Consider the following 26192-nt stretch of genomic DNA (forward strand, 5'->3'; position numbering starts at 1 on the left):
CTCCCCCTTACACAGGGGGAGAGCTGATTACCAAGCGGTTTCTCCCCCTGTGTAAGGGGGAGTTAGTGGGGGTAGTTATTTAAAATTGACTTTTGGGACAACCCCTTCATCTCATTCCTCAGTTTGTTATTTCCTTTTTAATTTCCTATTTTTAACGCGAAGAGAATTAAACGTTACATCACCATGCACACGAACGAGCAATTCATTAAAGCGCTAAACCGAAAAAAAGAGGAAGCTTTTCAAATGCTCTTCAAAGATTACTATGCATCTTTGGTCATGTACGCCATGCACTATGTCAGACAGGAAGTTGCCGAAGACATTGTACAGGATTTAATGACTCTATTGTGGGAAAAAGACACGTATTTTGATTCTATCTCAGCATTTCATTCGTTTATCTATTTATTCATCCGGAATCGTTCGATCAACCACCTGAAACATCAAAAAGCAGAATTAAATTACATCAATTATCGGCAAGGAGAATCAATATCAGACGAATCGGAAGTTTTCCAAGTCATGGAAGAAGAGATCTACCGTATTTTCTTCAACGTCATCGACCAATTGCCGGAACGCTGTAAGGAAATATTCAAATTACACTTGGCCGGGAAAAAAGAAAATGAAATTGCCTCACAACTCGGCATTTCCCTCTCAACGGTTAAAAGCCAAAAACAGAAGGCATTTCAACGTTTAAAAGAAAGACTGAACCCGCTATTTTTCTTTTTACTATTCATGTAAAAACACCTATACCGGGGATTCCTTGTCATTTCGCTAGTATATCTCCGCACCCTCTCTAGTATAAAAAGAGTCATTTAATTTGAAATAAATAGTTCTAATACTATAATAACAGTAGATGAACAGTAGATGAGCAGTAGAAGACCAGTAGAAGAGCAGTAAAGGAAGTAGTGAGAATATAGAGAGAGAATAAAGAAAGAGTAAAGAAGAATAGGGGAAAAGTACTTTTTTCATTTTTGGCATCGTACTTTTTACTACCCATGCTGTTTGTTATACAAAATGAATACTCATGAATAACAAGCACCGCAAAATTATACAGCTCATCGTGTTGCACATGGAAAACAAACTTTCCGAGACACAACAAAACGAGTTAACCGCTTGGCTGGAAGAAGACGAAAAGAATCGCTCCTTCTTTCAACAGGTCATTTCCCCCGCAAAGAGGCTTCAAAAGTTTGAAACCCGAAAACACATCGATTCCGAAAGAGCATTTTCAAAATTCAAAAAGAATACTCAACCTCATAAAGTAAAGTCTATTTACCGTTTAAGCCGATACGCGGCTATTTTTCTCGTCCCCGTACTCGTGGGACTTGTTTATTTACTCATGAATCAAGAGCCGGCAACCCGTGAAATTTCGCAATCACCTATCACCCATGGAAACAACAAAGCAATTTTGATTCTGTCACAAGGGGAAACGATTGACTTATCGCCAGATCACGCACTACCCGCACTACCGGAAGGGATCGATTTAGTTTTACAAGGCGACAAACTTATCTATGTATCAGACTCCACGGCTGAAAAGGAAAAACAATATCATGAACTGATAACACCCCGTGGCGGGGAATTCAAAATCACCTTACCGGACGGAACATTCGTGCATCTGAATTCGAATTCCAAATTAAGATTCCCGAAAAATTTTGCTCCCGACAAACGAGAAATATTCCTTTCGGGAGAGGCTTATTTCGAAGTAAGCAAAGACACGAACAAACCTTTTCTCGTTATCGCTGAAGACGTCCAAGTAAAAGTGTACGGGACCACGTTCAATATAAACACATTACTTGGAAATCAAATACAAACCACGCTAGTTAAAGGCTCTGTCGGAATCCGGGTGCAAAATTCATCGCAAGAGTATATCTTGAAACCCAACCAGCAAGCCATCGTGCAAAAAACTGACGGGAATATCATCGTCCGGGAGGTCGATACCACTCCGTACACGGCTTGGACAGAAGGCATATTCCTATTTGACAACGAACGTTTGGAAACCATTCTGGACAAACTTGCCCTGTGGTATGACGTGGAACTATTTTATCAAAATGAATCCGTAAAGGAGGTCCGTTTCACGGGTTACCTGAAACGATATGACAACATCGATGTGATCTTAAATGCCATTGAATCCACCGTTAGCGCTACATTTCATATAAAAGAAAGAACAATTATTATAAACAAAAACGAGTACACGAACAGGTAAAACAAAGGACGGAGATGTTCCACCATCATCCGCCCTTACAGAACAACGAATAAATCAGACTGGACATCTCATTTATTCTAATACTAAATAAATTAAACCACAAATTTATGAAAACTTTTGAATTTCGACCTCATGTACATGGGCGTCCTAAAAGTAAAATTATTCTAATTATGAAGATTTGCACATTCATTCTTCTGGTTTTTAACCTCGGATTGTCAGCCTCCGGCTACTCGCAGCAGAAAAAAGTCACGCTGGACTTCAAGAACGCTACAAGCAAGGAATTTTTCGCCGAGATTCAAAAACAAACAGGTTATTGTTTCATTTTCAACACCAATCAAGGTGAACAAATCGGGGAAATCACCATTTCCGTCAGAAATAAAAGTGTTCAGGAAGTCATGGAAGAAATACTGCGTCCCACGGGATTCTCGTACACTTTCCAGAATGACATCATCGTGATTACCCCCAAAATGGCAGAACCCGAGAAAAATATCTTAACCGGACTGGTTTTCGACGAGAACAAACACCCCCTGCCGGGAGTAACCGTCCTCGTGAAGGGGTCAAGCAATGGAGTAACCACGAACACGAAAGGAGAATTCTCGATTAAATTACAAGAAAAGGACACCCTCGTTTTCTCTTTTATCGGGATGGAATCCGTCACGTTACCCTATACCGGACAAAAAACGGTCACGATCACGCTCAAATCAAGTAAAAAAGAGCTGGAAGAAGTGGTTGTTACAGGTTACCAAGTGATCGAGAAACGCAAACTGACATCTGCCGTGGTGAGCGTGAAAGGTTCAGACGTGCTGGACCCGATCAACACGTCCATCGACCAGATGTTGCAGGGGAAGATTCCGGGATTGCAGGCCATTAATCAGTCGGGGACACCGGGAGTAGCGCCAAAAATCAGAATTCGAGGCTCATCTTCTATCTCGGGAAGCCGGGAACCCGTGTGGGTGGTTGACGGCGTGATCCTTTCCGACCCGATACCGCTTACTCCGGAAGAGATCAACAGCATGGACAACGTGAACCTGATCGGGAATGCGATTTCCTTCCTGAACCCGGAAGACATTGACCGGATTGACATTTTAAAAGATGCCTCCGCCACGGCTCTTTACGGGGTACGTGCCGCCAACGGGGTGATCGTGATCACCACCAAAAGAGGCCAATCCGGCCCGCCAAGGGTAAACTTCTCGACAAACCTTTCCGTCGTTGCCCGCCCAAACTATTCCATCATGAAACAAATGAATTCGAAAGACCGCATCGAGGTCTCGGAAGAAATGCAGGAAAAAGCATTACATTTCAACAAATATGACCCGTCTGAAATCGGTTACGAAGGAGCGTTGAGGGACCTGTGGGAGCGTCGCATCACCTACCAGGAATTCAATCAACAAGTGAAAAAACTAAAGGAAATGAACACGGATTGGTACGATCTACTGTTCCACACCTCGTTCACGCAAAGTTATAACCTATCCGTTTCCGGGGGAAGTGATCGGGTGAATTATTACATATCAGCCGGGTACAACGATCAAAAAGGCGTGGCAAAGCCGGAAAAATACACTCGCTACAACGCCTTGGCAAAAGTGGATGTCAATTTATACCCCAATCTAAAAATAGGGGCAGACATTTCTTCTGCCCGAGTAAAAAGCAAACGCACGCATAGTTCTGTCGATTTATACCAGTACGCGTACGAAACCTCCCGGGCCATCCCCGCCTACAACGAGGACGGAAGTGACTATTTTTACACCACGAAAGAAGGGTTGAAAAACACGGCAAAAGATTATTACTCGCCGGATATTAAGTTCAACATATTTCACGAACTAGATCATTCCGGTTACGAGAGTACGACCAGCAACACGTCCATGAATTTCCACCTAGACTGGAAACTGTTCTCCATGTTCAACTGGCACACCCAGTTCAACCTGACCACTACTCACACAAATGAACAGGAATGGGTGGACGAACAATCCACATACGCACAATCCAAACGGTTGCTCGCATACGGTGTCAAAGAACCCGATGCGAAATTAGCTTCCAATTATTACACGGATACGGAACTTCCCATGGGTGGGATCTTGAATGAAAAGGATTACCGGGGACAGTCCTACCAGTTAACAAGTTCCCTCAGCTATTTCCAAACGTTCCAAAAACATGAAGTTAACGCCATTGCCGGAATAGAAATCAACTCTAGGAAGATGGACGGTAAAACGGAAACAAATTACGGGTATCTCCGGGAACGGGGACATAAATTCGCCAAGATCGTTCTGGAAAATTACAGCAAGTACAGGAACACCGTGGCCGAAAACTATCCGGCTATCACGGACACCAAAGACAACAAAGTCTCCTTTTACGGGGCCTTCACCTACACGTTTGACAACAGGTATAGTTTCAATTTCAACATCCGAGCTGACGGTTCAAATCAATTCGGGAAAGACATTTCCACCCGATTCCTACCGATATGGTCCATCTCCGGAAGATGGAACGCCCACGAGGAACTATTCCTTCAAAACGTGAAATGGCTGGACGTTCTGGCCGTGCGAGGCTCTTTCGGTATACAGGGGAATGTCAACGAGGAGCAAGTTCCCGACATGATCCTGACCATGGGAGGCATGGATAATATCTCGGAAGAGTATTCATCCACGCTATACAAGGTTCCCAATGACCATTTAAAATGGGAAAAGACACAATCCTACAACTTGGGAATCAATCTGGTTGTTTTGAAAGGCTTACTTGACGTTACCCTAGAAGGATATAAAAAGACGGGAAAGAACATGATCGTGACCAAGGAAATCACCTCCACGAACGGGGCATCCCGGGTAGCCATCAACCGAGGTTCTCTCCGGAATAAAGGTTGGGAATTATCCGTCGGGCTTAAACCTTTAAATCGCAAAGACTACGGGATAAGTCTATCCTTTAATACATCCAAGGTGTACAACAAGGTTACCAACGCCGATAAGGAACAACATACCACCTATACAAATTACGTCAATGGAAGCGTGATCACCAACGGCAAACCGGTAAACACGTTCTACTCCTACCAATTTGACAAATTGGATGCTAATGGTTATCCGACATTCAAGAACTATAACGAACAATACCTGGAAGATGGGGAGGGTCACCAAAAAGGGGATTTCATCATCAGTTCCTACGACGAGGCATACGCCCGGGCTTTCGTTGCCATGGGAAGCCGGGAACCGGATTTAAGCGGTGGTCTCTCTGCCGACTTCCGGTATAAACGTTTCTCTCTAAGTTCCACGTTCGCCTTTAACCTGGGGCATAAGGTACGACTAAACAATCTCTACGTGGCGAATCAAACGCTGCCCTATCCCCAGCAAAACATGAGTACCGAATACGTGAACAGGTGGCGAAAGCCCGGGGATGAAGACCGGACGAATATACCCCGGTTAAGTGACGATGCTTTAAGAATATCGGAATGGAATGATGCCTACATGAAGGTGTACCCGCAGGATCTGAAATACCCTGTTGCGGCATCTTTGTGGGAAATGTACAATTATTCGGATTTACGGACCGTATCCAGTAGTTTCTTACGCTGCACGAACCTGTCCTTGAATTACAGGTTCCCAGAAGAATGGTGCAAAAGGCTCTTCCTGAATTCGTTGAATCTCGGATTCTCCGTGTCCAACCTTTTTGTTATCAAGGACAAAGCCCTCAAGGGACGGGACCCGGAACAAATCAGCCTCGGGGCACGCTCCATTCCCCCGCAACAAACTTATTCCATGCGGCTATCACTTAACTTTTAATCCCTGAAGTCATGAAAAACATATATTTTATACTCGCAATTCTGGTTCTGTTGACACAAGGATGTAATGATTTCCTTGAACCTAAATCACAGGACAAAGTCGTTCCTAAAACAGTCTCCCAACTGCGGGAGCTTTTACTCGGAGAGATTATCCAGAACAAAAAAGACTACACCGAATATTTATCCGTCATGACAGATGATTTCGCGGATCAGGACGGGAACCAGTATGAATACCGCAACCAGCTGTGGGGCTACTACACGTGGCAACGGGAACCCGAAGAGGGACGAGATCTGGCAACGAGGAATGACGAGGCATGGAGCGAATTATATCACGCCATTTTCACCTGCAATATTATCATCGATAAAACACCTTCCATGCACGGCACGGATGAAGAAAAGAATCAACTTCTGGCAGAGACTTATTTCATGCGGGCCCAAGCTTATTTCGAGTTAATAAACTTGTACGGAGAACCCTACGAAAGCGCAGAGCAAGCCGAGAAAGCCCTCGGAGTCCCGATCAACGAGGAAATCACGATCATGGATAACATCTATTCCAGAGAGACTCTAGCGAAAGTGTACGCGAAAATAGAATCCGATTTGCACGAGTCGATCGCACGTTTTAAAAACACGGAATGGACCAAGAATGTGGTTCACCCGAGCCTAGACGTGGCTTACCTGTTTGCCTCCCGGCTGCATCTTTACAAAAAAGAGTACCAGTTAGCCAAGAATTATGCCGACAGCGTTATTAATAACGAGAGATACCAGCTCTACGACCTACATACGGCCGGCCTGACTTCCTACTCCTATTTTATCAACAGAAATAACCCTGAGATCATGTTCTGTTACGGCATGGCCAGTTTTGATTTTATCTATAATTACTCTTCCACGTATGCAACATACCTTGTCTCCGATAAGATCATTTCACTTTTTAGTAATGATGACTTGCGCAAAACCACATTTTGGGACAAGAACAAGAAACCTCACAAATTCAGTAGCACGAATTCCCAATCCTACGGGAACACCTATCGTCTGTCAGAAGCCTATCTGAACCGGGCCGAGGCTTTAGTTTTCTTGGACAAGTGGGAATCGGCCATCACGGATATTAACACGATCAGGGAAAAGCGAATCGAGAACGATTATGAAATCACGGCCACCAACCGGGAGGATGCCCTGAACAAAGTCTGGGAAGAACGCAGGAGAGAACTTTGTTTCGAGAAACATCGCTGGTTCGACCTGAGAAGACAAGGAATGCCGGAACTACGACACATTTTCACGAACGGGGGAAGTCGGAAAGAGTACATTCTACCCGCAGGAAGTAAATCCTATACACTACCCATCCCCAAAAAGATCAGAGAACAAAACAAGATTATCGTGAACATTGAACGCCCCGAACAGCAATAAACCTATAAAAACCGAAACTATGAAAAGTATATATATCATACCCCTATTTTTTATCCTTCTAGGATGTCATGATGAAAATAATCCAAAGGTGGAATTACAAGCCGGAAAGTACACGTTAACCGATGATCCCAACGATTACGTACAGCATTACATTTATGACTTTTACCAGAAATACGGTGTGGTCATCCTAACCAACCCGGATTCCAGTGACTACGTTTATAACTTTAACAATCAAAACCCGATCTCGCTAAAAGCCCCGGAACAGGAAAAAGAAGTTCTTAAAACCGGACTGCAATTTATCGAGGAGCAGTTCTTGAATATATATGACGACAATTTCAAAAAGAAATATTTCCCGTTCACGATTCAATTGGCCAATCGTATTGAGTTGTGGATACTGGGTGATTATGATTTAGTCAACGCCTATTCAAGCTCCGGCTTTATCGCTATCGCAAACATCAATGACGATCTGGCAACGCTCGATGAAACCACCCGCAACAATTACCGGGGAGATATTAATCAAAGTCTTTGGACCGAATATTTACTAAAGCGTGAGGCATGGTTCGTACCGGGAGCTTTCTACGAGGTAAGCAAGGAGTATTACGGGGACTACAGCCTGTTTGAATCGTACACGGTAGAAGAGGGAATTATCGAGGCTAGAGAATGTGGATTCATCACGTTCGATCCTTATATGTCCGAAATCGAAGACCCGGAAGATTGTCTTCTATTTATCCCAAGTCAAGAGATGGACGTGCAGCAATATTTTCAATTCTTGTTCTCTTCCACTAAAGAGGAACTAGACGAACTCATGGAAGAATACCCCTTGGTAGAACAAAAATATTTACTGTTACAAGAGGCTATCCAAAAACAACTGGATATTGACATCTTTTCTTTTTGCCTGCCTTCATAAAACAACTACTTATCCAGCTACCCCCTCCAACTCCCCCTGTGCAAGGGGGAGTTAGTGAGGGTAGTTGTTTAAAAATGACTTTTGCCACGCTCTTTTATTCTCCACATTCCAACGGAAATACGTACCTTTGCACAAGGGACGACGTAATTTAACAAATACTTCCAATGGAATTAACCTTCAGCACGAAACTAAAAGGGACAATTGCCCTCACGGATTCTTTTCAACTCACGAAAACGCTCCGTGAAGATGACAGCCTGTATAAATTTATCTGGGCAAGGAAAGGAACCGTCACGATAGACGTTGACCATCAACTCATCACGCTACAAGAAAACGATATTATTTCCCTGACCAACCTTCACCACTTGGAAATCAAAGAATCTGAAGGAGACTACATGATACTTCTTTTTAACAGTAATTTTTATTGCATCTACGGGAACGACCACGAAGTTTCATGTAGCGGATTCCTTTTCAACGGCACCTCCCGCATCATGCACTTCCGCCTTTCGGAAGAAGAAAAAGCAACTTGCGAGGCCATCATCACCAGCCTGCAAAGTGAATTTCAAGTAAACGACAACTTGAAAGAAGAAATGTTACGCATCCTGTTGAAACATTTTATCATTCACGCAACACGGGTTGCCCGTAAAAACTTGCATATCACGCCGGACATGGAAGAAAGTTTTAATTCGGTTCGTCGTTTCTACGTGCTTGTAGACCAGCACTTCAAAGAAAAGAAACAAGTACAGGATTACGCCGATATGTTATGCAAATCCCCTAAAACCCTTTCGCACCTTTTATCGTTATACAATTTACCTTCCCCGTTGAAAGTGATACACCAGAGGGTGGAAGCAGAAGCAAAGCGGCTTTTACTATATAGTGAAATGACAGCCAAAGAGATCGCCCATCTCTTAGGCTTCGAAGATCAGGCAAGTTTCAGCCGTTTCTTCAAGAAAGTTTCCGGGGAAAGTATTACACAGTACAAGCGTCAGTTGAAAGAATCGGGAAAAATTGACAACTAAAACAGAAAAATTGCCATTTTTAACCCCACACGGATAGCCGATCTTTGTACCTGAAGTTAAACAATCTAATTCAGGAATAAAATGAACGAGCAAGTAACAAAATTCATCCGTCGTTTTTTAACGATAGCAGCATCAAGCAAAGGTTTAGGCATAAAACTTATCCGTGTGGCCATTCTCACCATTTTCGTGTGGATCGGAGGTCTGAAATACTATCACTACGAGGCTGACGGGATTGTACCGTTCGTTGCCAACAGTCCATTCATGAGTTTTTTCTACAACAAACAAGCCCCGGAATACAAGGAATACAAAAACGCGGAAGGAGCCTACGTGATCAAGAACCGGGAATGGCATCAAGCAAACGGAACATACACTTTCGCCCACGGCCTGGGAGCCTTGATCTGTACCATCGGAATACTGGTCTTCTTGGGATTATTCTTCCCCCGTATCGGTATCATCGGAGATATTCTGGCCATTATCATGACCATCGGTACCTTGTCATTTCTTGTCACGACACCCGAAGTATGGGTCCCCAACCTGGGAAGCGGGGAATTTGGTTTTCCCCTGTTATCGGGAGCCGGACGCCTCGTGATTAAAGACACGGCAATATTAGCAGGAGCCATAGTGCTACTATCCGATTCTGCACAACGCATATTAAATCAATTAAAACATCAAGAATCATGAAAGAATTTGACGCTATCATCATCGGTTTCGGTAAAGGCGGTAAAACCCTTGCCACGGAACTAGCTCAACATGACTGGAAAGTTGCCATGATTGAACGATCAGATAAAATGTACGGGGGGACCTGCATCAACATCGGGAGCATCCCGACCAAAGCACTCATCCACCAGGCAGAACTTGCCACGCTGAAAAAGGGACTCTCTTTCGAAGAACGGAAAGCGGACTACCGGAAGGCTATCGAGTTCAAAAATAATGTAACAGACAAGTTACGCCAGAAAAACTACGAAAACCTCGCCGGGAACCCCAACATTACGGTTTACACGGGCGAAGGACAATTCGTTTCACCCGAGATCGTTCGGGTGACAACAAAAGAAGAGACTTTCGAACTAACGGCAAAACACATTTTTATCAACACGGGAGCGGAAACCGTGATACCCCCGATCAGCGGAATTCAAGATAATCCCAAAGTATTCACAAGTACAACGATCATGGAGCTGGAAGAACTTCCCCGACAGTTAATCATTGTCGGTGGTGGTTACATCGGATTGGAATTTGCCTCCATGTACGCCTCCTTCGGAGCGGAAGTCACCGTGCTGGAAGGATTCTCGGCATTGATTCCCCGGGAAGATCGGGATATTGCAGCCAACGTGCAGGAAGTGCTGGAGAAAAAAGGGATTCGTTTCATCCTGAATGCCAACGTGCAATCCGTGACTAATGGCGAAAAGGAAACTACCCTCACCTATAAGGATACAGCAAGCGGCGAATTAAACACGCTACAAGCGGATGCTATTCTCCTAGCCACGGGTAGAAAACCTAACACGGAAAGCTTGAATCTAAAAGCGGCCGGGGTCGAAGTCAACGAAAGAGGAGCCATCATCGTGGACGAATACTTGAAGACAACAACACCCCATATCCGTGCCATAGGAGACGTAAAAGGCGGTTTACAATTCACCTATGTTTCTCTGGACGATTATCGAATCATCCGGGAAGATTTATTCGGCAATAAGGATCGGGCAACAATCGACCGGGAACCAATCAGTTATTCCGTGTTTATCGAGCCCCCGCTTTCCCGTATTGGGATGAATGAAGAAGACGCCAGGAAAAAGAACTTGAATTTCAAGGTAAACAAATTCACGGTCTCTTCCATTCCACGAGTACACACGATCGGCAAAACCGAGGGAATGCTAAAAGCGATTATTGACGCTGACACGAAAAAGATACTGGGTTGTACACTATTTTGTCCGGAATCAAGCGAGATCATCAATATTGTGGCTATCGCCATGAAAACGGGACAGGATTACACATTCCTGCGGGATTTCATCTTCACGCACCCCTCCATGAGCGAATCATTCAACGACCTGTTCAGATTTAAACTATGAATTAATCCGCTTGTTGCCATGAAGATTTAGGCAAGGTAAACCAGAAGGTTGATCCTTGCCCCACTTCTGACATTACCCCAATCTGTCCCCCTAACCGGGTCACGATACTTTCACAGATGGAAAGTCCCAATCCTGTACCTTGTTGGAAAGAGTTCAATTTCACAAATCGCCCGAACACCTCTTTCAGCTTGTCCGCGGGAATACCACATCCCGTGTCCGAGACATAAAAATACAACGACTCATCCTCCCGCAACCTGTATCCGACACGAATACTCCCCTTGGTTGTAAATTTTATGGCATTCGTGATCAGATTATTCATTACTTGCATCAAACGGTTTACATCGGAACAGATCACACATTCAGGTAAACACTCCACGAACTCCACAACAACCGAATCATTTTTTAATCGCAAGCGAGCAGCCCGAATAACCTCCATCAACAATACATTTAGGTTTACCTTGGAATAAACGAACTCAAAAACACCAGCCTCGATTTTTGACAAATCCAAAATATCACCGATCAATTGCAACAACAACGTGTTATTATTCTCTATAATCTTGATATACTCCTGTCGCTCGTTCTCATCCTCCGTGTAAGCCAACACGTTAGAAAAACCGACAATCGCGTTCAACGGGGTCCGAATCTCGTGACTCATATTAGCAAGGAAAGCCGACTTCAAATGATTCGAAATTTCAGCCGCCTCTTTCGCTTTCAACAATTCCTCCTCCATCTTCTTGCGTTCATCAATCAATAAAGAGCCCCCGACCAGCAACGTGGGATGCCCTTCTCCATCTCTATCACCCACAGTCACGAAACTCTCGAACCAGACATACTCGTTCGATCCTCCCAAAAACATAGATCGGTGTTCTTTTCGAACAATAGTAGCCCGGTCATAATATAAATCATAATACGCCTCACGCATCCCGGCCCGATCATCCGGATGAACAAGCATATCCCCATCCCTTTCCGTCATCATCCTAGAATTCTTCGTCTTGCAAAGCTTGTGAGTCACGTATGTAATGTCGTAATTAATCGTCTTGTTCAACAGATCCCATGTCCACGGGATGAGTCGTGTCGCACCCAGCACCAGCTCATACCTTCGATTCAACGCCTCCAACGAAACTTGATGTTCCTTCATTTTCAACGAAACCAGATACTCTTCTGTCCGATCGATAAAAAATACATCCATAAAATTCTTCTCGGAACTCGGGAAAGATAATTTATCGTAATAACGAATTTTATTATTTTCTTCTGGAAAAACAAAAGAGGTGATACGCCCGGATTCTTTATCCATCATATAGTCCAAGAGTTGGTTATCCACATCAGCCTCACTCAAGCGTTTCCCCACAACCCGATCCCGGGTACAATGGAAAACTTCCTCGAAAAGATTGTTAACATCACGAAATATGAAATCAACAACATTCCCCTCTTCATCAAAGATCAATTGCTTACGAATATAAATCACAGGCATATTATCAACCAGTTTTCTATATTGTGAAAGTAACTGAAATTCTCGTTGACGTTGCTGCCGTCTCTGGCACATGACATGAAAACGCATCAAACCGATCGCACCCAGCAAAATAATAAACGCCAAGCCGATAATAATATACTCCTTATAGAGTTGATAAAAATTAGGCGGGACCTGATAAAACACTACATCTCCCGTGATGCTGTTAGGATCTACACCATGATGTTGTAAATGATGATAATTCAAATAAACCTTCGGCTCTCCCCCGATCCTTCCTTCTACATTCCGGGCTGGCACTCCGTCTAAAATTTGTCGTATCGTTTGAACCGCAACCTTTCCGAAAGTTGATGCAGAAATAAAATATCCACCAGCAAAAGCTCCGGTCTCCATATCCATCTCCGTTAACGTGAACACGGGAGCATCGACAAAACCATATATAATTTTTTGAAGATTATCAGACAGATAGTGGCTCTCGGATTGCTTTTTCCCCACGAACCAAGAGTTGTAAATAATTCCTACTTCCCTACTATATCCCATCAAAGTATCCAACAACTTCTCCGTAGATATGTCAATTGACGTCAACAAATCTAACTTCAATTCGGGAAAATCCTTCTCTAACACACCACACACTTCCTCCCGAACCATGGCACTAATATAACGATCATCTGAAATAAGAGCTATTTTCTTGACTTCCGGTTGCAACCTCCGGATCAAATCTATTGTATTTTTGACATAAAATGGCTGTTTTATCACGGTCAAGTTATATCCCGCAGTAACCACTTCTGTTAACACGAATTTCCCTTCTCCCAGAAAATCCTTGTTGACAAAATTTTCTAAACTTCTCGGCATAGAATCCCGTGAATAACAAATTACAGTAGGTATATCCTTCCATTCCTTGTCAAATAACGGCTGACACACGAGCCACGCCGGGTCCCCAATAAAAACAACCACTTTAGGTGGCTTTAAATATCGAGACAACAAATATTCCCTCTTTTCTTCCACCTCTTCGATCCTCGTCATCATTGGAATAGACAACTCTTCTGCCTCAACATGAAACCCCGGCGACGAGAATTCATCCAGAATATTTTGGTATAAATTATTCGCCCAAGCCTCATTGAAATTAATCAAGCTAAGCACCAGTATATACTCCCTCCCCCGTGTATTTTCAGCAAACCCTAGAACATACACGCCCAAGAAGAAAAATAGTGCCGTGATCCTCCTTATCATAAATTCTATTCATACATCAGCACCAAAATTACAAAAATAATAATATGTTTACCCCTCTTTTTAGTCTATTTTTTAAATATTTTTTGATAAATATTTAAACGATGTCACAAAATCAATACAATATCTTTAATTTTCCCTCATCAAAAAACGAAGGAAAATTGAAGATATTATACAAAATAAATATTTAACGCCCTCTTCTCACCCATTTCACGGCATCTGCCACAATCATCTGCTTATTCTGCATCATTCGCATACCTCCCTCCGACTTCTCGTCAACCTCTTCCGAACCACTTCCCCGGTCATCCAATACCACCTTTGTCTCTCCTTTCTCCAAATAATACTTCCCTAAAGAGACCCATCCCATCGATTCCTCTGCCGGTTCAACTCGGATTTCATGCCTCCCCGATGAATCATACACGGTATAATATATACATGTACCTTTCTTTCTCGCCTGGAAAAGCATTCCCATTTTAAAGAAATCTCCATTATAAAAATATACCTCGTATTCCCCTGCTTCTGGAATCTGAGTTGTCCATTCAGCTTTGTATTTCCCCTCCCCGACACTCTTACAATAAGCATCATGAACCACGGTTCCATAAAAGCGATTATCAACCATTTCCACCCAACGCTCGTAATTTTGTCTTGCTTTATCCCAGGATTTCGGTTCTCCCCGTAATAACGTGAATAACTTCTCCCCTTGAGGCTCGACCAGCTTAAAACCTTTATCCCGATTATTCACGATAATTTCTCCGGGCCGAGGTAAAAAGACCGTTGAATCTGCGGGAAAGACTCCCGTCAAGGTATCTCCTTCAAAAGGACGTATTTCATCTGTTAATACCCATCTTCCCGAAGGAATGTTCTGCACCAGCGGGGAAGTGATCATAAGGCCTCGATAATCCATTTTCACCCGAATCTCCTTACATTCGTGTCCTTGAATTAAAAAACTACGGACTTTTTCCCCTTTTATCCTTGCCGCAGAAACCACAAGCACCCCCTCCACATCACCGGGATTATACACTTTAAAGCGACCATATGCAGATTTACTTCGCCTTTCCTCCCCTCCGTCTTCTTCTTCCGGCAATTCAGTCAACACAACATCTTCCAGTAGCAACACAGGCAAATGATCCCTGGTATACCACGTCCTTAACCGCTCCTTCAAGTCCATCCCGAACTCCTTCATGAATTCCTCACAAAATAGATCTATATCAACTGTTTCAAACAAATGTTCTTGTAAAAAACGATTATAAAAACCATATAACTTCTCCTCTGACAATTCATGTTTCAAATATTCTTTCAACTCGATCGTCTTCCATTCAATAATTTCTCCTAGCAATTCAGGAGACACCCCCTCGTCCGTAAACGCCTGCATCAAACTATGATCTTTCAAATAGGCAGCGACATCCCGAACTCTCTCCGGGGCCTGCATCGCAGCCGGTAATTTATCCACGGGCATCCCGAACATCTTGATTACCTCCTGTATCGCGGGGAACTCCTCAGAACTCATGAAAAAAGTATTCCCAACAAACATCGGAGCTATTTTATATTTCCCCGATTTAAAAATCATCGCAATATCCCCCTTAAAATTATTCATAGCCACAAAATCCCACTCCTCAACAGGTGGTGGTGTGCTCTCGAAATAAAAAGCACTGGCCATCCGTTCCTGCATAAACACGATTCCCGCTTGCAAGTATTCTTCATTCTGAGCCCATCCCCGGTAACGTCTCGAATAAGAAACCGGAGTCTCCATAACGATAAACCATTTATACGGATACCGTCCCGACGGGCTGTATGCCTCCGGGTCTTCCCCCTCGATCTCTCCTCGTTTCCTCCAAACCGCATTTGCCTTTTGCTTATAATCTTCATCCATCTGGCAAACAGTTGACTCCGTCATGTATTTAATATCCCTTATCATGAATTTAAATGCCTTTTCAGGGGCCTCAAATGCCTGAAGTAAAAAATCACTACTTTTATAAAAGAAAATATCATATTGTGTCCCATCTACCTCTATCGAACGATTATCAAACTCCGCGATACTTAAACTGATACCTTGTAAAGCATGATCATGCCGAAAGAAAGTCTTCCCCTCTAAACGCTCCGGTTCCCCTTGTGAAACCGCCATACGCCCGGCAGCATTTTCTACCGTCAAAGAATAACGTGTAAAATCCACTTGTCGATCAAACAACGAAGACAAATGGATCGGTGCCACACTTTGAGGATACCACAAACACTCCGGTTGCAACAACGTCACCTCTTCACCCACGAAAGCCTGCCGATTCCCGAAACGGAAAATACCGACACCATTCGCTTCCGTGTCATAAAACTCCTTATCCGACAAATCCAAGTAACATACTCTCTCATTTATACCCCCTTCATATTCCATCTCAATCACTAACGTATCTCCCGGCTGTATTACCCGATTGATCTCGACCACTTGTTCGTCACGAGAATATCGGGTTTCCTGCCCTTCACAAGTCAATCGTGAAATCGTCAATGATGGATTCAGATACAAAATAATCGAAGGTATTTCCTTGCCCGTTTTATTACAAATTTCCATTCGACTGGAAGCCTCCATTCCTTTTACCTTCTCTTTAAAATGAATATCATGTTCCAGTATATGCACCTTTACCTTATCCTCACTTCGCACATACACCTGCCTAAACGCCTCCCGCTGTTTTCCACCTTTAACAAAATACCCTTCATAACTCACCCCGGCGAAAACAGCAATTACCAGTAACCCGGTTCCTGCCAATCGCAAAATATTTTTCCTTTCCGATTCTCCTGTCAAACGTTCCACGTAAAAAATAGAAAAGCACAATAACGCCCCACCCAAACCCAAGAACACCAATCGTTGTAATAGAAACAACCCTAAATTGGCACTCCCGACTTCAACAGAAAATATAGCGGGAATCGTCCTCGCCAATGGATCCAGCAACCCATGTAATCCTCCCGTACTCCCAACCATACCGGCAATAAGCATCAACAATAACAAAATCGCAAGTCCCTGCGATTTAATCCAATGTACCACAAACATGGATATTCCCAAAAAGAAAACTAAACCCGGCAATGTCAAGGTGAAAAAATAGAATACATACATGCTTACCTCAACACTCCCCTTTGGAGTAAACAAGTGAACCATCAAAGTCACCAGCATGGAAATAATATTCAAGACAACCACCATTCCTGCAAGGCCTAGAACTCGCCCCCACTGTAACTCCCCATTTGTGCAAGGCCGGGTCCATAACGGCTCCATGGTTGTCACTCGTGCTCGTTTCTCCATCTCAGCCACGAAAAACACGATCAAAAGTGCTTGTAAACCATTAAAAAGATAGGCATTCATATAAGGGATACAGGACGGCAACGCTCTCAAATACCACAAATTCTGTCCGGAAGTCAATCCATATTCCATTGCACTGTCAACACTACCAATTAAAAACTGGAAACACGAAATTCCCACCACTCCCAAGACTGCAAAAATCAGAAACACCCAACTCCGTCGTAGTAGTCTGGCCTCGTAACGAGCAACCATTATTATTCTCTTAATACTCATGATTAAATATTTTAATTTAAACCATTTATTTAAAGAAAAGAAGCAAGATCATTTTATTAATTTTAAGACTATTTTCCCAGAAAGAGTCTTTCAAAGCCTCATCCGCCTCCATACACCAAGGCAAAACAAAAAAGAAATCCTCTGGATAATATGAACGATTACTCATCTGCCTGAATTGTTCATGAATATTTACATCATTACTTAAATCAATGAAAGCCTGTTTAGCATCCAACAACTCAGGCAAAGGCCCGAAAATATCCGATACATATTCTACTTGCAGATTACATACACTATACATGAGCGTTGGAGGAAGATCCTCAAACTGTATATTCTTTGAAACACGCTGACAAGTTTCACAGAAAAAGGCTTCTTTCTCTATTAATCTATTTTTCCCTGGTTCTCTTCTTGACGGAGCATGAGTGAATGGCCATTTCTCCAACGGCACATCTTTCCAAACAGATTCCAATACACAACTTTTAATAAAACATTCCCCTTTATCATCATAGCTAAATTCCACCACAGCACGTGAATCCACCGGGACCTCTTTCAAATACCTCTCTTTCCATCCCCGCTGTCCACAACAATAATACTCTACTTGATTAATGTCAATCTTTTTTAATTCACATGTTTTACGATCAAGTACCAAAGTCCCTGCACAATAGAACGGTATTTTATGTGGGTAACATGAATCTCTTGTTTCAAATTGAAATGTCAAAGTTTCACCATTAGCACTCAATTGCTGGAACTCATAATTAACCAAATCACCGAATAGTGGCCCCCACCATTCTAAAGCACGCATAAATCCAAAAATTTTACGATTCCCTGACACGTAATAGTATTCATCATATTTCTCAAATAATGGACACAAAGAATCGATACCATTTTCTGCAAAAGGGATACTACGGGCAGAATAACGAGGAACGAAAGAATACATTCCGGTATAAATATTGCCATCCTTACGACAATTACCAACTTTCACAAAACACCCGTATTCCCTCTGGTATTCAACAGCCTTTCCTCGGCATTCTGTAATTTTTTCATATTGTCCATTTCCATAAAATTGTAATATGTCTGCAGACGCCCGTTTTTTCTTGATATTCTCTGACGTCCTTTTCAATATCTTTTCAAAAGATGTCTTACTCATCCCAGGCAAAAGTCCGGTTTCATTCCCTCCTGCTTGTACACAATTTACAATACAAAGAAACAATCCAACGAGTATAATCCGGTAATAATTATTTATCTTCATATCTATTCTATTTCATTTTGCCTCCTCCTCATCCCCTAACGGATTCCGCCATCCGGTAAAAAAACAAAGCAAAATCATTTCCCTAATTTTATTAAAATTTGCCACAACACCTTCTCCTCTAGTCAATATACTACTCCAACGCCAAGGAGAGGCAAGCAAATAATCCTCCGGATAATAGGCACGATTACTCAATCGTTTAAATTGCTCCTCAATATCCATATATTGATTTAAATCTTGAAATGCCTGTTTAGAATCCAACAATTCCGGTAAGCGAGAAAATATGTGGGCATTATACTCTCCTTGTGGATTATAAGATCCTATTCCCATAGCAAAAATAAATGCTGAATTCCGTCCTTCTGCCGGAATCTCATAATAAGAATTACAGGCAAATGCCTCTTTTTCTATCAATTTATTCTTCAGCGGCTCAATTCTAGAGGGTAATGTTCCGTAACGTCCTTTTCCTGTTTTACTACTTTTCCAAGTTGTTTCCATCGTACAGCTCTCTACACAATACTCCCCTTCTGCCCAATATTTAAACTTCAACTCAGCCTGTGAAGAGAAAAATATCTCTTTCATAATTTTCCTAGCCCAACGGGGCTGATTACACAGAGCGTACTCCACATAATCAAAATCGATAACTTTCAACTTTCGTGTTCTTCGATCAATTGTAAGCGTCCCTTGACAAGATAAAAACGTTTTGTTTGGATAACGGGACTTCTTTGTCTTAAATTGAAATGTATAATCACCACTTTCCGTTTCTATCTGTTTAAAATCATAGTCCTTCATTCCCCCGAATAGAGGCCCATATAGTTCCACCACTCGTATAAATTCAAACACCCTTCGTTTCCCGGATTCAAAAAAAAGTTTTTCTTCCGTTTGGTATAAAGGGACTAACGTATCGGTCCCATCCACCATGAGAGGATAGCTACGAGCCGTGTACTTGGGGACAAAACCATATTCACCTCCACGATCAAAGGTTCCTCTTTTTTTCGTATTCCCGGTTGTGGCAAAACAACCATATTCCCGCCGATACTCAACAATTCTTTCGTTACACTCGGTTATTTTTTCATACTGCCCATTCCCAAAATAACGATATCCTTTTACTTTTTCTTTCTTTTTCTTAATTTCCTTCGAAATTCCTTTCAGTAAATCCCAAGGATGAATCCCCTCTGCTGCCACCTCCTCCAATAAAATACTTCTTTCTTGAAGAGCAATAACTTGTCCGTCATGCAGAGAATCCACCGCCATGCGCTTTGCATAAAAGCCCAAACAAGAAAATTCCAATGTATCTTTTACCGAAAATCCTTTCAGTAAAATCTTACATTGTCCCTCATCATCCGTTGTTGTCACCAGTAATCGGTTACGAATATCCACGACATATACTCCATATAACGGCGCAGAAAAGCCATCCGTCACGGTCAAACACACTGTTTTTGCCCGTACTTGAGCAACAGCCTCCCGCCAACAAAATAAGGAAGACAACAATACAGTAATCGAGTAAATTATCACTCTACTCATCATACCTTTTAAAGAACTCTTTTTCATAAGTTTGTTATTAGTATATCTATAGTCTTCTTATATAACCACTCCTTTTATATGTAAAGGAATGATTTTATTACTTTTAGATATTGTCAAAAATAATGCTTTCATAAATACCCCTTTAGAGGATGGTTTGTATATCACTTTTACAGTTCCAATTTTTTGAGGTAATACTGGTTTTGTATCCCAAATGATTTCCATACAATCACAGGATTGCTTTATGCTTTCAATTATTACTGGAAAAGAATTATTGTTCTTAAACAGGAAGGAACATTCCACACTATCTTCACTCGATATACGACCGAAATCATGTATAGTCTTTTCAAAAGAAATTGAAGTAACAAGATCTAGTTCTTCAGCTGGGTTACCAATTTTCTCTTTTATTGAATTATACAATAAATTATCAAAACGATCATTCATCTTTAAAGCTTGATCTGTACATTCTATAAAACGAACTGTATCCCCTAATTCTTTATAAATTTGGGATCCTATATACAAATTGTAAAAATAAGGTTGGATCTTTATTGATGATTCAATTTCATCTTTTGCTTTTCCTAAGTCCTCACTTTTTAAAGCAAGAAAAGCATTCACCGTTTTTTTTATTAAATCAACATAACATGTATCATTTAAAACGAATCTATTACGAGTGTTTGTAACAAAACCACGATGAGCCTCAATTTTATCCAACATTAATGTTAATTCCTTTGCCGTTCTATTCCCTATCACCAATGCCTCTAATATACCACTTTTAGAAAAAACAACAATCATTGGAAAACTATTTTCATATAACAAATATGGTATAAATTTACCCTCACCTAAATCAACATATTGTTCTATGCACATATACTTGTCAGACATCCTTTGCAATAATTTCTTATTATTGAAAGCCCCTTCTTGTAATAAATCGCACGAAATACAATCTTTCATTCGGATAAAAAAAAGTACATGATCTTTATTGACTAATGAAGTATCACTAAAAATCGCCTCAAAATTTTTATTTTCAAATACAATATTGGAATGATGACGAACACATCCAAAGCATAATAATATGAATAATATATATATAACCTCTTTCATTTTCACAAATAGAATTATTTCAATAAATCATCATATTGATGGCATACCTTTGTATTTTCAAAAGGATTTCCAGATATTACAATCTGGTCTTCTTTATTTATCAAAAACACCTCGATCCTAGATTCTTTAAATAACTGATTCGCCTGCATTAATGAATAAGTTGTATCAACAAAAAGCTTTCCGCAAAGTTCTTGATCGAATTTCATTAAATTGCTCTTAAAAATCACAGAATCTCCTGTCATAACCAAATAATATAGAGGGAATTTATATTTATCTTTTTGCTCTAGAAAATTCATATTCAATTCAACAAAATCACCTATACACAAAGAACATCCCCCATCAATTATACACACAATCCTATAATTCACCGAATCGTTTTCTAGTTGACATCGTAATTTTCCAAGTTCTAAATGTTGTAATTGTTTATTTGATTTACTATTACAACAAAAAAAAATGACGATACAACAAAAAACAAAATATCTTTTTATCTTTTTAAAGCTCATAACGCACAAATTTTGGATCAAGTTGACGATTTTCATCAACAGTACAATAAAAATACTTTTCCTGGCTATCCATTGAGAAAGCATACACGTAACGATCTAATATATATCTGCACAATAACTTTCCCTCCCAACTCAATTTGTATATTTCACTTTTATCTGAAATTACATCTGATTTCGGAATTTCAGATTTATACTTCTGATTACCAAGCAATAGATAAACATAATTATCAGTTATAACCGCTGCTTCATACCCCGAATATAGCCCATCTCTCACAACCAATGGTAAATCACCACCAGCTTCTCCTACAACATACTCTACATCATAATGATAAGGCCCAATATATGACCCTAATAATCTTAAACTATCTCTTGTATAAATATCAAACCGATCCTCCCCTTTTGATGCGCACCATAAACGATTCTTAGTTACATCACTAAACATAACGACTTGATTAATGTTAGATAAATAGTAGTTATACTTCTTAAAATCTGAATAAGTACTATTAGTTACATTAAATTCTTTCTCATTTACAAATATGAAACGATCAACATTATTATTAAAATTCTTCACAGGAGAAAAATATTTATTTTGAACTAAATATCTTCCTTTATCATACTTGCAAAAATCTGGAACACTAGAATATCCCGATAAATATACCTTTTTATAATTAAAAGTTTCTCTATTTTCTAATAATGAATCAATATTTATCTCTACGATAGAATTGGTTATTACATTATAAAGATAAAATTCAGTTGACGTATTTTTGTCATTCAAAAAAACTCTAGCATGAGCAAATTGATTTGTATCCAAACCTTTCTTAGCAAAATTCATCACCTTTTGTTTGCTACCTAAATAATACATTTCAACAAAATAACCATTATGCCCTCTCGTTGTCACTAAAACCAAAGAATCTCGCAGAACATGATAAGACAACGCATCTAAAACCTGTATCCCTATCGAATCTGACTTACAGCATTTTGTTTCGGGAAAATCCTCTAATCCGAAATAGGATAATTCAATCTTGTCTGATCTTTTACATGAAATCAAACAAATTAACACTAAAAATACAACTTGACGCATAAATAATTTTTTTATAGGGGCATACGCCCCTATATAGTTAAATAATTAAATTTCATTTACTTTAATCTCCGAATTTGGGCACGACAATGAATGTCCCAATTTACTAATATTACAATTATCTTTCTTACCTTTAGGATCACAAGCAAAGATAATCTCTCCTGTTTTCACTTTTCTTAAAATACAGACAAGACCTTCTCCATCCACATCTTCTTCTGGTACACAAGCATCTATTTGTACACTATAAGCCATTCCATCAGGACAAGTAAACATTATGTACTCATCATCTCCTGTAAAACTGCTAAAGAATAAAATAATCCCTAATGAAAACAATATTGTTTTCATTCTTTTCAATTTCTCGTTTTTCATAACTCAAAAATTTAAATAAAACATATACTAAAGAGCCACACATCAGCCCTTCATTTTTTATTTAGCATTAACTGCAACAACTCTCCCAACACCGGATTAGAAGGTCTCAACGATTCAAAATCAATTACTTTTCCTTCCTTATCCAACAATAGGAATCGTGGTATTCCCCTCAATGCTATTTGTTTCGGGAATGGATCTTTATACCCTTTGTTACATATCAACTGTATTCCATTCATTCCCTTTTCCTTCAAGAAATCCAACCACTCTTTTTTATTTAAATCCATTGAAATAGAAACCCACGTGATCGGTTTCCCGGCAAAACGGTGTTCCATATCTTTGATATAAGGAACCTCTCCGACACAAGGATTACATCCCGTAGACCAAATGTCTATAAACACATATTTCCCTTTAAAATCAGATAAAGCAACCCGTTTCCCTTTCTCATTCTCAAAAGAAAATCCGCTCAAATCCGTACCAGGTAAAACAGTCTTAAACTCTTGCAAAGACTTTTGTGCTTGTTCCGGCATCCGAGACAACAAGGCTACATTATCAGGACTTTTTACCATCGAACGTGCATTCTCGATCCGATCTTCAATTCCAAATAAATGACCTCGTAAAATCTCCATCCGTAATTGATCCATAATATAAGCTTCCCGCAACTTCTCACTCTTAAGCCCGGCTGCCATATCAGTAATATAACTACCTCGTCCTTGAATTTTTATCATACCCGCGGCTAAACGTGCGTACAATAGCTCCTGCACGCAATCTGTCCAAGACGGATAATTCACTAATTCCGGCAATAATTCTAGTTTTAACACGGCATTCGAATACCCGTTTTTCACAATCGGACGAGGAAAACCTTTACCGATCACCTTTGACGTAGCCACCCTTCCATACATCTTATCCAGTAACACTCCTTGGAAATAGGCAGTCAACATACGTTTCATTTCCGGTCGTAATGCACTGGCATCAATCTCGTTCTTGATACTTGCATAAATATCATAAGACAGCTTCCCTCGTTTTTGATCAAAAACATCATCTCCATACCCCGGCCAGCGATCTGCATATTTTGCATTAAGCTCCGTCAACAAATTATTCAACTCATATTCTCCTCCGGTATAAACAGGTTTATTTCCCTCAAGTACCATCCGATCTCCCGGCTTGGCCCAAACATTCCCAAAAAAAACTTTATAACAAGAGAAATTTATAAATTCGGGTTTCTCCAAAAGAAAGCTCAATTCAAAGCGCCCATCTTTTACTTCTGCCTGCCCTAATGTGTGAGTCATCATTCCGATCTTATGACTGACAGAAACTTGCGTTCCATCCGCAACTCCTTCCATCTTACCACTGATCGTTGTTTTCTTCTGATCATACTGTTTCAGCAACTCTTCCAACTGCATTTTTAATACTGGATCCGACGGACGCCGAGCTTTAGTCATCACCATATTTCCATCGGGATCGATCAAAATGAAACGAGGAATACTTTTCACTTTATACTTCTCGAAGAATGCGTGATTAAATGCATCCGGGGCAATCCCACAAATACCCTTCATCCCGAACTCTTTAACCATATCTTTCCATTTCTGAGTATCGGCTGGTTTATCTGCGGACAAAGAAACAAACACGATTCCTCTTCCTTCAAACTCTTCTTCCAAACGCATCAAGTGTGGAATCTGATATTTACAAGGTCCACACCAAGTAGCCCACACATCAATGAGAACATATTTCCCCTTAAACATATACAATCCCCACTCTCTATCATTCACATCCTTAAACTGGATATTTACCGCTTTCTTCCCTTCCTGATTTACGTCTGATGCCATCAAATCTTGATACTGCTTTTTGTATCCTGCCAATTGTTCTTTTCCCGCTTGAGTTATCACCATATTTTCCACCGATGCGATGACTTTATCCAATTGATACAACCATTGATTACGAATGATATTATCTAATTCCTGCAGGATATAGTATTCACGAACCTCGGCATTCATAATCCGTTCCGCCCTTCGTTGTAAAAAATTGTAGTTATCATACGTAATTAACCCACAGGCATCCGCCATGTCATAGTAAATCCTCAAAACATCATCAATCCCCGGATATTTCAAATATGCAACATGATTAAACTTCATTTCTTGAAGAAAAACAAATGCCTCTGTAGGAATTTCAACCTTATCACTTGCCAACTGGTAATTTTGCAATTGCATTTCCAACCAACTATAATAAATTCGTCTTTCTTGCTCTTCCACGAATAGATTATCTTTCAAATTCGCTTTTGCCAAATCATCCATCGCCTCTAACCCAATATTATCTAACCATTCGATGTACTCCTTCGTGTAAAACATCTTCGGATCCGGAATTCTCTTATCCCGATCCGGCAATTGATAGAACATCATTTCAACCCGATACGTCAAAGCGTTCGGCTTCCCGAAAAACATCTTTTGTGTCCACTGATACAAATAACGATTTATCGCTTTTGAATCTCCTGCAAACTTCCAGTCTTTTTTCCGGACATCCACCGTGACCGTTTCATCCGGCAACACCCTTATCCAAGAAGTCCGATCCCCCGAAATCAAATAAAACAAATCACCACACTCCTTTTCCGGTAGTAAAATCACCGTTTCTTTCATCCCTTTCTCCGGGGCAAAACAAGCTCGCCCTCTTCCCCGAATACTGTTATAAACACAAACATTTTGATCCGCACCTTTAACAACCACTTTTCCCGGTCCTGCCCATAATTCAGAAAAACATAACAGGCTACACACAATAAATAATAAACGATACTTCATAATCTATTCCATTTTAATGA

17 protein-coding genes are annotated in these 26192 nt (G+C 40.8%); 8 read left to right on the plus strand and 9 right to left on the minus strand.

What is annotated here, in order from left to right:
- Positions 1-183 precede the first annotated feature (183 nt).
- From I2I33_RS00005 to I2I33_RS00040, 8 genes are all read left to right on the plus strand, one after another.
- Positions 184-732 (plus strand): RNA polymerase sigma factor, encoded by a 549-nt coding sequence (locus I2I33_RS00005; RefSeq protein WP_027201681.1) that lies wholly within the window; start codon positions 184-186, stop codon positions 730-732.
- A 286-nt stretch (positions 733-1018) separates the two neighbouring features.
- The gene (locus tag I2I33_RS00010) at positions 1019-2194 is read left to right on the plus strand and encodes a FecR family protein (protein WP_087421383.1); all 1176 of its coding nucleotides are present in this window, start codon (positions 1019-1021) and stop codon (positions 2192-2194) included.
- A 170-nt stretch (positions 2195-2364) separates the two neighbouring features.
- Positions 2365-5952 carry a SusC/RagA family TonB-linked outer membrane protein gene (locus tag I2I33_RS00015; RefSeq protein WP_162613801.1) on the plus strand — a complete coding sequence of 1196 codons (3588 nt, stop codon included), beginning with the start codon at positions 2365-2367 and terminating at the stop codon, positions 5950-5952.
- Between the two features lie 11 nt (positions 5953-5963).
- Positions 5964-7352: a RagB/SusD family nutrient uptake outer membrane protein gene (locus I2I33_RS00020; protein ID WP_087421381.1), complete on the plus strand. Its 1389-nt coding sequence runs from the start codon at positions 5964-5966 to the stop codon at positions 7350-7352.
- A 19-nt stretch (positions 7353-7371) separates the two neighbouring features.
- Positions 7372-8259, plus strand: coding sequence for a hypothetical protein (locus I2I33_RS00025; RefSeq protein ID WP_087421380.1), 888 nt, complete (start codon positions 7372-7374; stop codon positions 8257-8259).
- Positions 8260-8423: 164 nt separating this feature from the next.
- Positions 8424-9275, plus strand: coding sequence for a helix-turn-helix transcriptional regulator (locus I2I33_RS00030; protein ID WP_087421379.1), 852 nt, complete (start codon positions 8424-8426; stop codon positions 9273-9275).
- Positions 9276-9356: 81 nt separating this feature from the next.
- Entirely contained in the window at positions 9357-9956 is a 600-nt protein-coding gene (locus tag I2I33_RS00035) for a DUF417 family protein (protein WP_087421378.1), read from the plus strand.
- Positions 9953-11332, plus strand: a complete 1380-nt coding sequence (locus I2I33_RS00040) for an FAD-dependent oxidoreductase (protein ID WP_087421377.1) — start codon at positions 9953-9955, stop codon at positions 11330-11332. Before I2I33_RS00035 ends, I2I33_RS00040 begins: the two co-directional genes overlap by 4 nt.
- Position 11333: 1 nt before the next feature.
- Here I2I33_RS00040 and I2I33_RS00045 read toward each other — a convergent pair whose 3' ends face one another.
- The 9 genes from I2I33_RS00045 to I2I33_RS00085 all read right to left on the minus strand — a co-directional run bounded on the left by I2I33_RS00045 (position 11334) and on the right by I2I33_RS00085 (position 26172).
- On the minus strand, positions 11334-14027 hold the full coding sequence (locus I2I33_RS00045) for an ATP-binding protein (RefSeq protein ID WP_229128131.1): 2694 nt from the start codon (positions 14025-14027) through the stop codon (positions 11334-11336).
- A gap of 184 nt (positions 14028-14211) precedes the next feature.
- Complete coding sequence (locus I2I33_RS00050; protein ID WP_140402592.1) at positions 14212-17574, minus strand: hypothetical protein; 3363 nt, start codon at positions 17572-17574, stop codon at positions 14212-14214.
- A 25-nt stretch (positions 17575-17599) separates the two neighbouring features.
- Positions 17600-18820, minus strand: a complete 1221-nt coding sequence (locus I2I33_RS00055) for a hypothetical protein (RefSeq protein ID WP_087421375.1) — start codon at positions 18818-18820, stop codon at positions 17600-17602.
- 12 nt (positions 18821-18832) lie between these two features.
- A complete protein-coding gene (locus I2I33_RS00060) occupies positions 18833-20365 on the minus strand; it encodes a hypothetical protein (RefSeq protein WP_087421374.1) in 1533 nt (510 codons plus the stop codon).
- Positions 20366-20395: 30 nt separating this feature from the next.
- Positions 20396-21436, minus strand: a complete 1041-nt coding sequence (locus tag I2I33_RS00065) for a DUF1573 domain-containing protein (protein WP_087421373.1) — start codon at positions 21434-21436, stop codon at positions 20396-20398.
- Between the two features lie 14 nt (positions 21437-21450).
- A complete protein-coding gene (locus I2I33_RS00070) occupies positions 21451-21939 on the minus strand; it encodes a hypothetical protein (protein WP_087421372.1) in 489 nt (162 codons plus the stop codon).
- Positions 21929-23020, minus strand: coding sequence for a BF3164 family lipoprotein (locus tag I2I33_RS00075; protein ID WP_087421371.1), 1092 nt, complete (start codon positions 23018-23020; stop codon positions 21929-21931). The genes I2I33_RS00070 and I2I33_RS00075 overlap by 11 nt, the downstream gene beginning before the upstream one ends.
- 45 nt (positions 23021-23065) lie before the next feature.
- Positions 23066-23386, minus strand: a complete 321-nt coding sequence (locus I2I33_RS00080) for a hypothetical protein (RefSeq protein WP_087421370.1) — start codon at positions 23384-23386, stop codon at positions 23066-23068.
- Between the two features lie 50 nt (positions 23387-23436).
- Positions 23437-26172, minus strand: coding sequence for a TlpA family protein disulfide reductase (locus I2I33_RS00085; protein WP_087421369.1), 2736 nt, complete (start codon positions 26170-26172; stop codon positions 23437-23439).
- Between the last annotated feature and the right edge of the window lie 20 nt (positions 26173-26192).

Origin of the sequence: Butyricimonas sp. BSD2780061689_150309_C8, from assembly GCF_015560935.1 — a bacterium.
Taxonomy (GTDB): Bacteria; Bacteroidota; Bacteroidia; order Bacteroidales; family Marinifilaceae; genus Butyricimonas; species Butyricimonas paravirosa.

Excerpts from the sequence above, each read along its gene's own strand:
- I2I33_RS00005 (WP_027201681.1), top strand. The coding sequence starts at position 184 with ATGCACACGAACGAGCAATTCATTAAAGCGCTAAACCGAAAAAAAGAG.
- I2I33_RS00010 (WP_087421383.1), top strand. The coding sequence starts at position 1,019 with ATGAATAACAAGCACCGCAAAATTATACAGCTCATCGTGTTGCACATG.
- I2I33_RS00015 (WP_162613801.1), top strand. The coding sequence starts at position 2,365 with ATGAAGATTTGCACATTCATTCTTCTGGTTTTTAACCTCGGATTGTCA.
- I2I33_RS00020 (WP_087421381.1), top strand. The coding sequence starts at position 5,964 with ATGAAAAACATATATTTTATACTCGCAATTCTGGTTCTGTTGACACAA.
- I2I33_RS00025 (WP_087421380.1), top strand. The coding sequence starts at position 7,372 with ATGAAAAGTATATATATCATACCCCTATTTTTTATCCTTCTAGGATGT.
- I2I33_RS00030 (WP_087421379.1), top strand. The coding sequence starts at position 8,424 with ATGGAATTAACCTTCAGCACGAAACTAAAAGGGACAATTGCCCTCACG.
- I2I33_RS00035 (WP_087421378.1), top strand. The coding sequence starts at position 9,357 with ATGAACGAGCAAGTAACAAAATTCATCCGTCGTTTTTTAACGATAGCA.
- I2I33_RS00040 (WP_087421377.1), top strand. The coding sequence starts at position 9,953 with ATGAAAGAATTTGACGCTATCATCATCGGTTTCGGTAAAGGCGGTAAA.
- I2I33_RS00045 (WP_229128131.1), bottom strand. The coding sequence starts at position 14,027 with ATGATAAGGAGGATCACGGCACTATTTTTCTTCTTGGGCGTGTATGTT.
- I2I33_RS00050 (WP_140402592.1), bottom strand. The coding sequence starts at position 17,574 with ATGAGTATTAAGAGAATAATAATGGTTGCTCGTTACGAGGCCAGACTA.
- I2I33_RS00055 (WP_087421375.1), bottom strand. The coding sequence starts at position 18,820 with ATGAAGATAAATAATTATTACCGGATTATACTCGTTGGATTGTTTCTT.
- I2I33_RS00060 (WP_087421374.1), bottom strand. The coding sequence starts at position 20,365 with ATGAAAAAGAGTTCTTTAAAAGGTATGATGAGTAGAGTGATAATTTAC.
- I2I33_RS00065 (WP_087421373.1), bottom strand. The coding sequence starts at position 21,436 with ATGAAAGAGGTTATATATATATTATTCATATTATTATGCTTTGGATGT.
- I2I33_RS00070 (WP_087421372.1), bottom strand. The coding sequence starts at position 21,939 with ATGAGCTTTAAAAAGATAAAAAGATATTTTGTTTTTTGTTGTATCGTC.
- I2I33_RS00075 (WP_087421371.1), bottom strand. The coding sequence starts at position 23,020 with ATGCGTCAAGTTGTATTTTTAGTGTTAATTTGTTTGATTTCATGTAAA.
- I2I33_RS00080 (WP_087421370.1), bottom strand. The coding sequence starts at position 23,386 with ATGAAAAACGAGAAATTGAAAAGAATGAAAACAATATTGTTTTCATTA.
- I2I33_RS00085 (WP_087421369.1), bottom strand. The coding sequence starts at position 26,172 with ATGAAGTATCGTTTATTATTTATTGTGTGTAGCCTGTTATGTTTTTCT.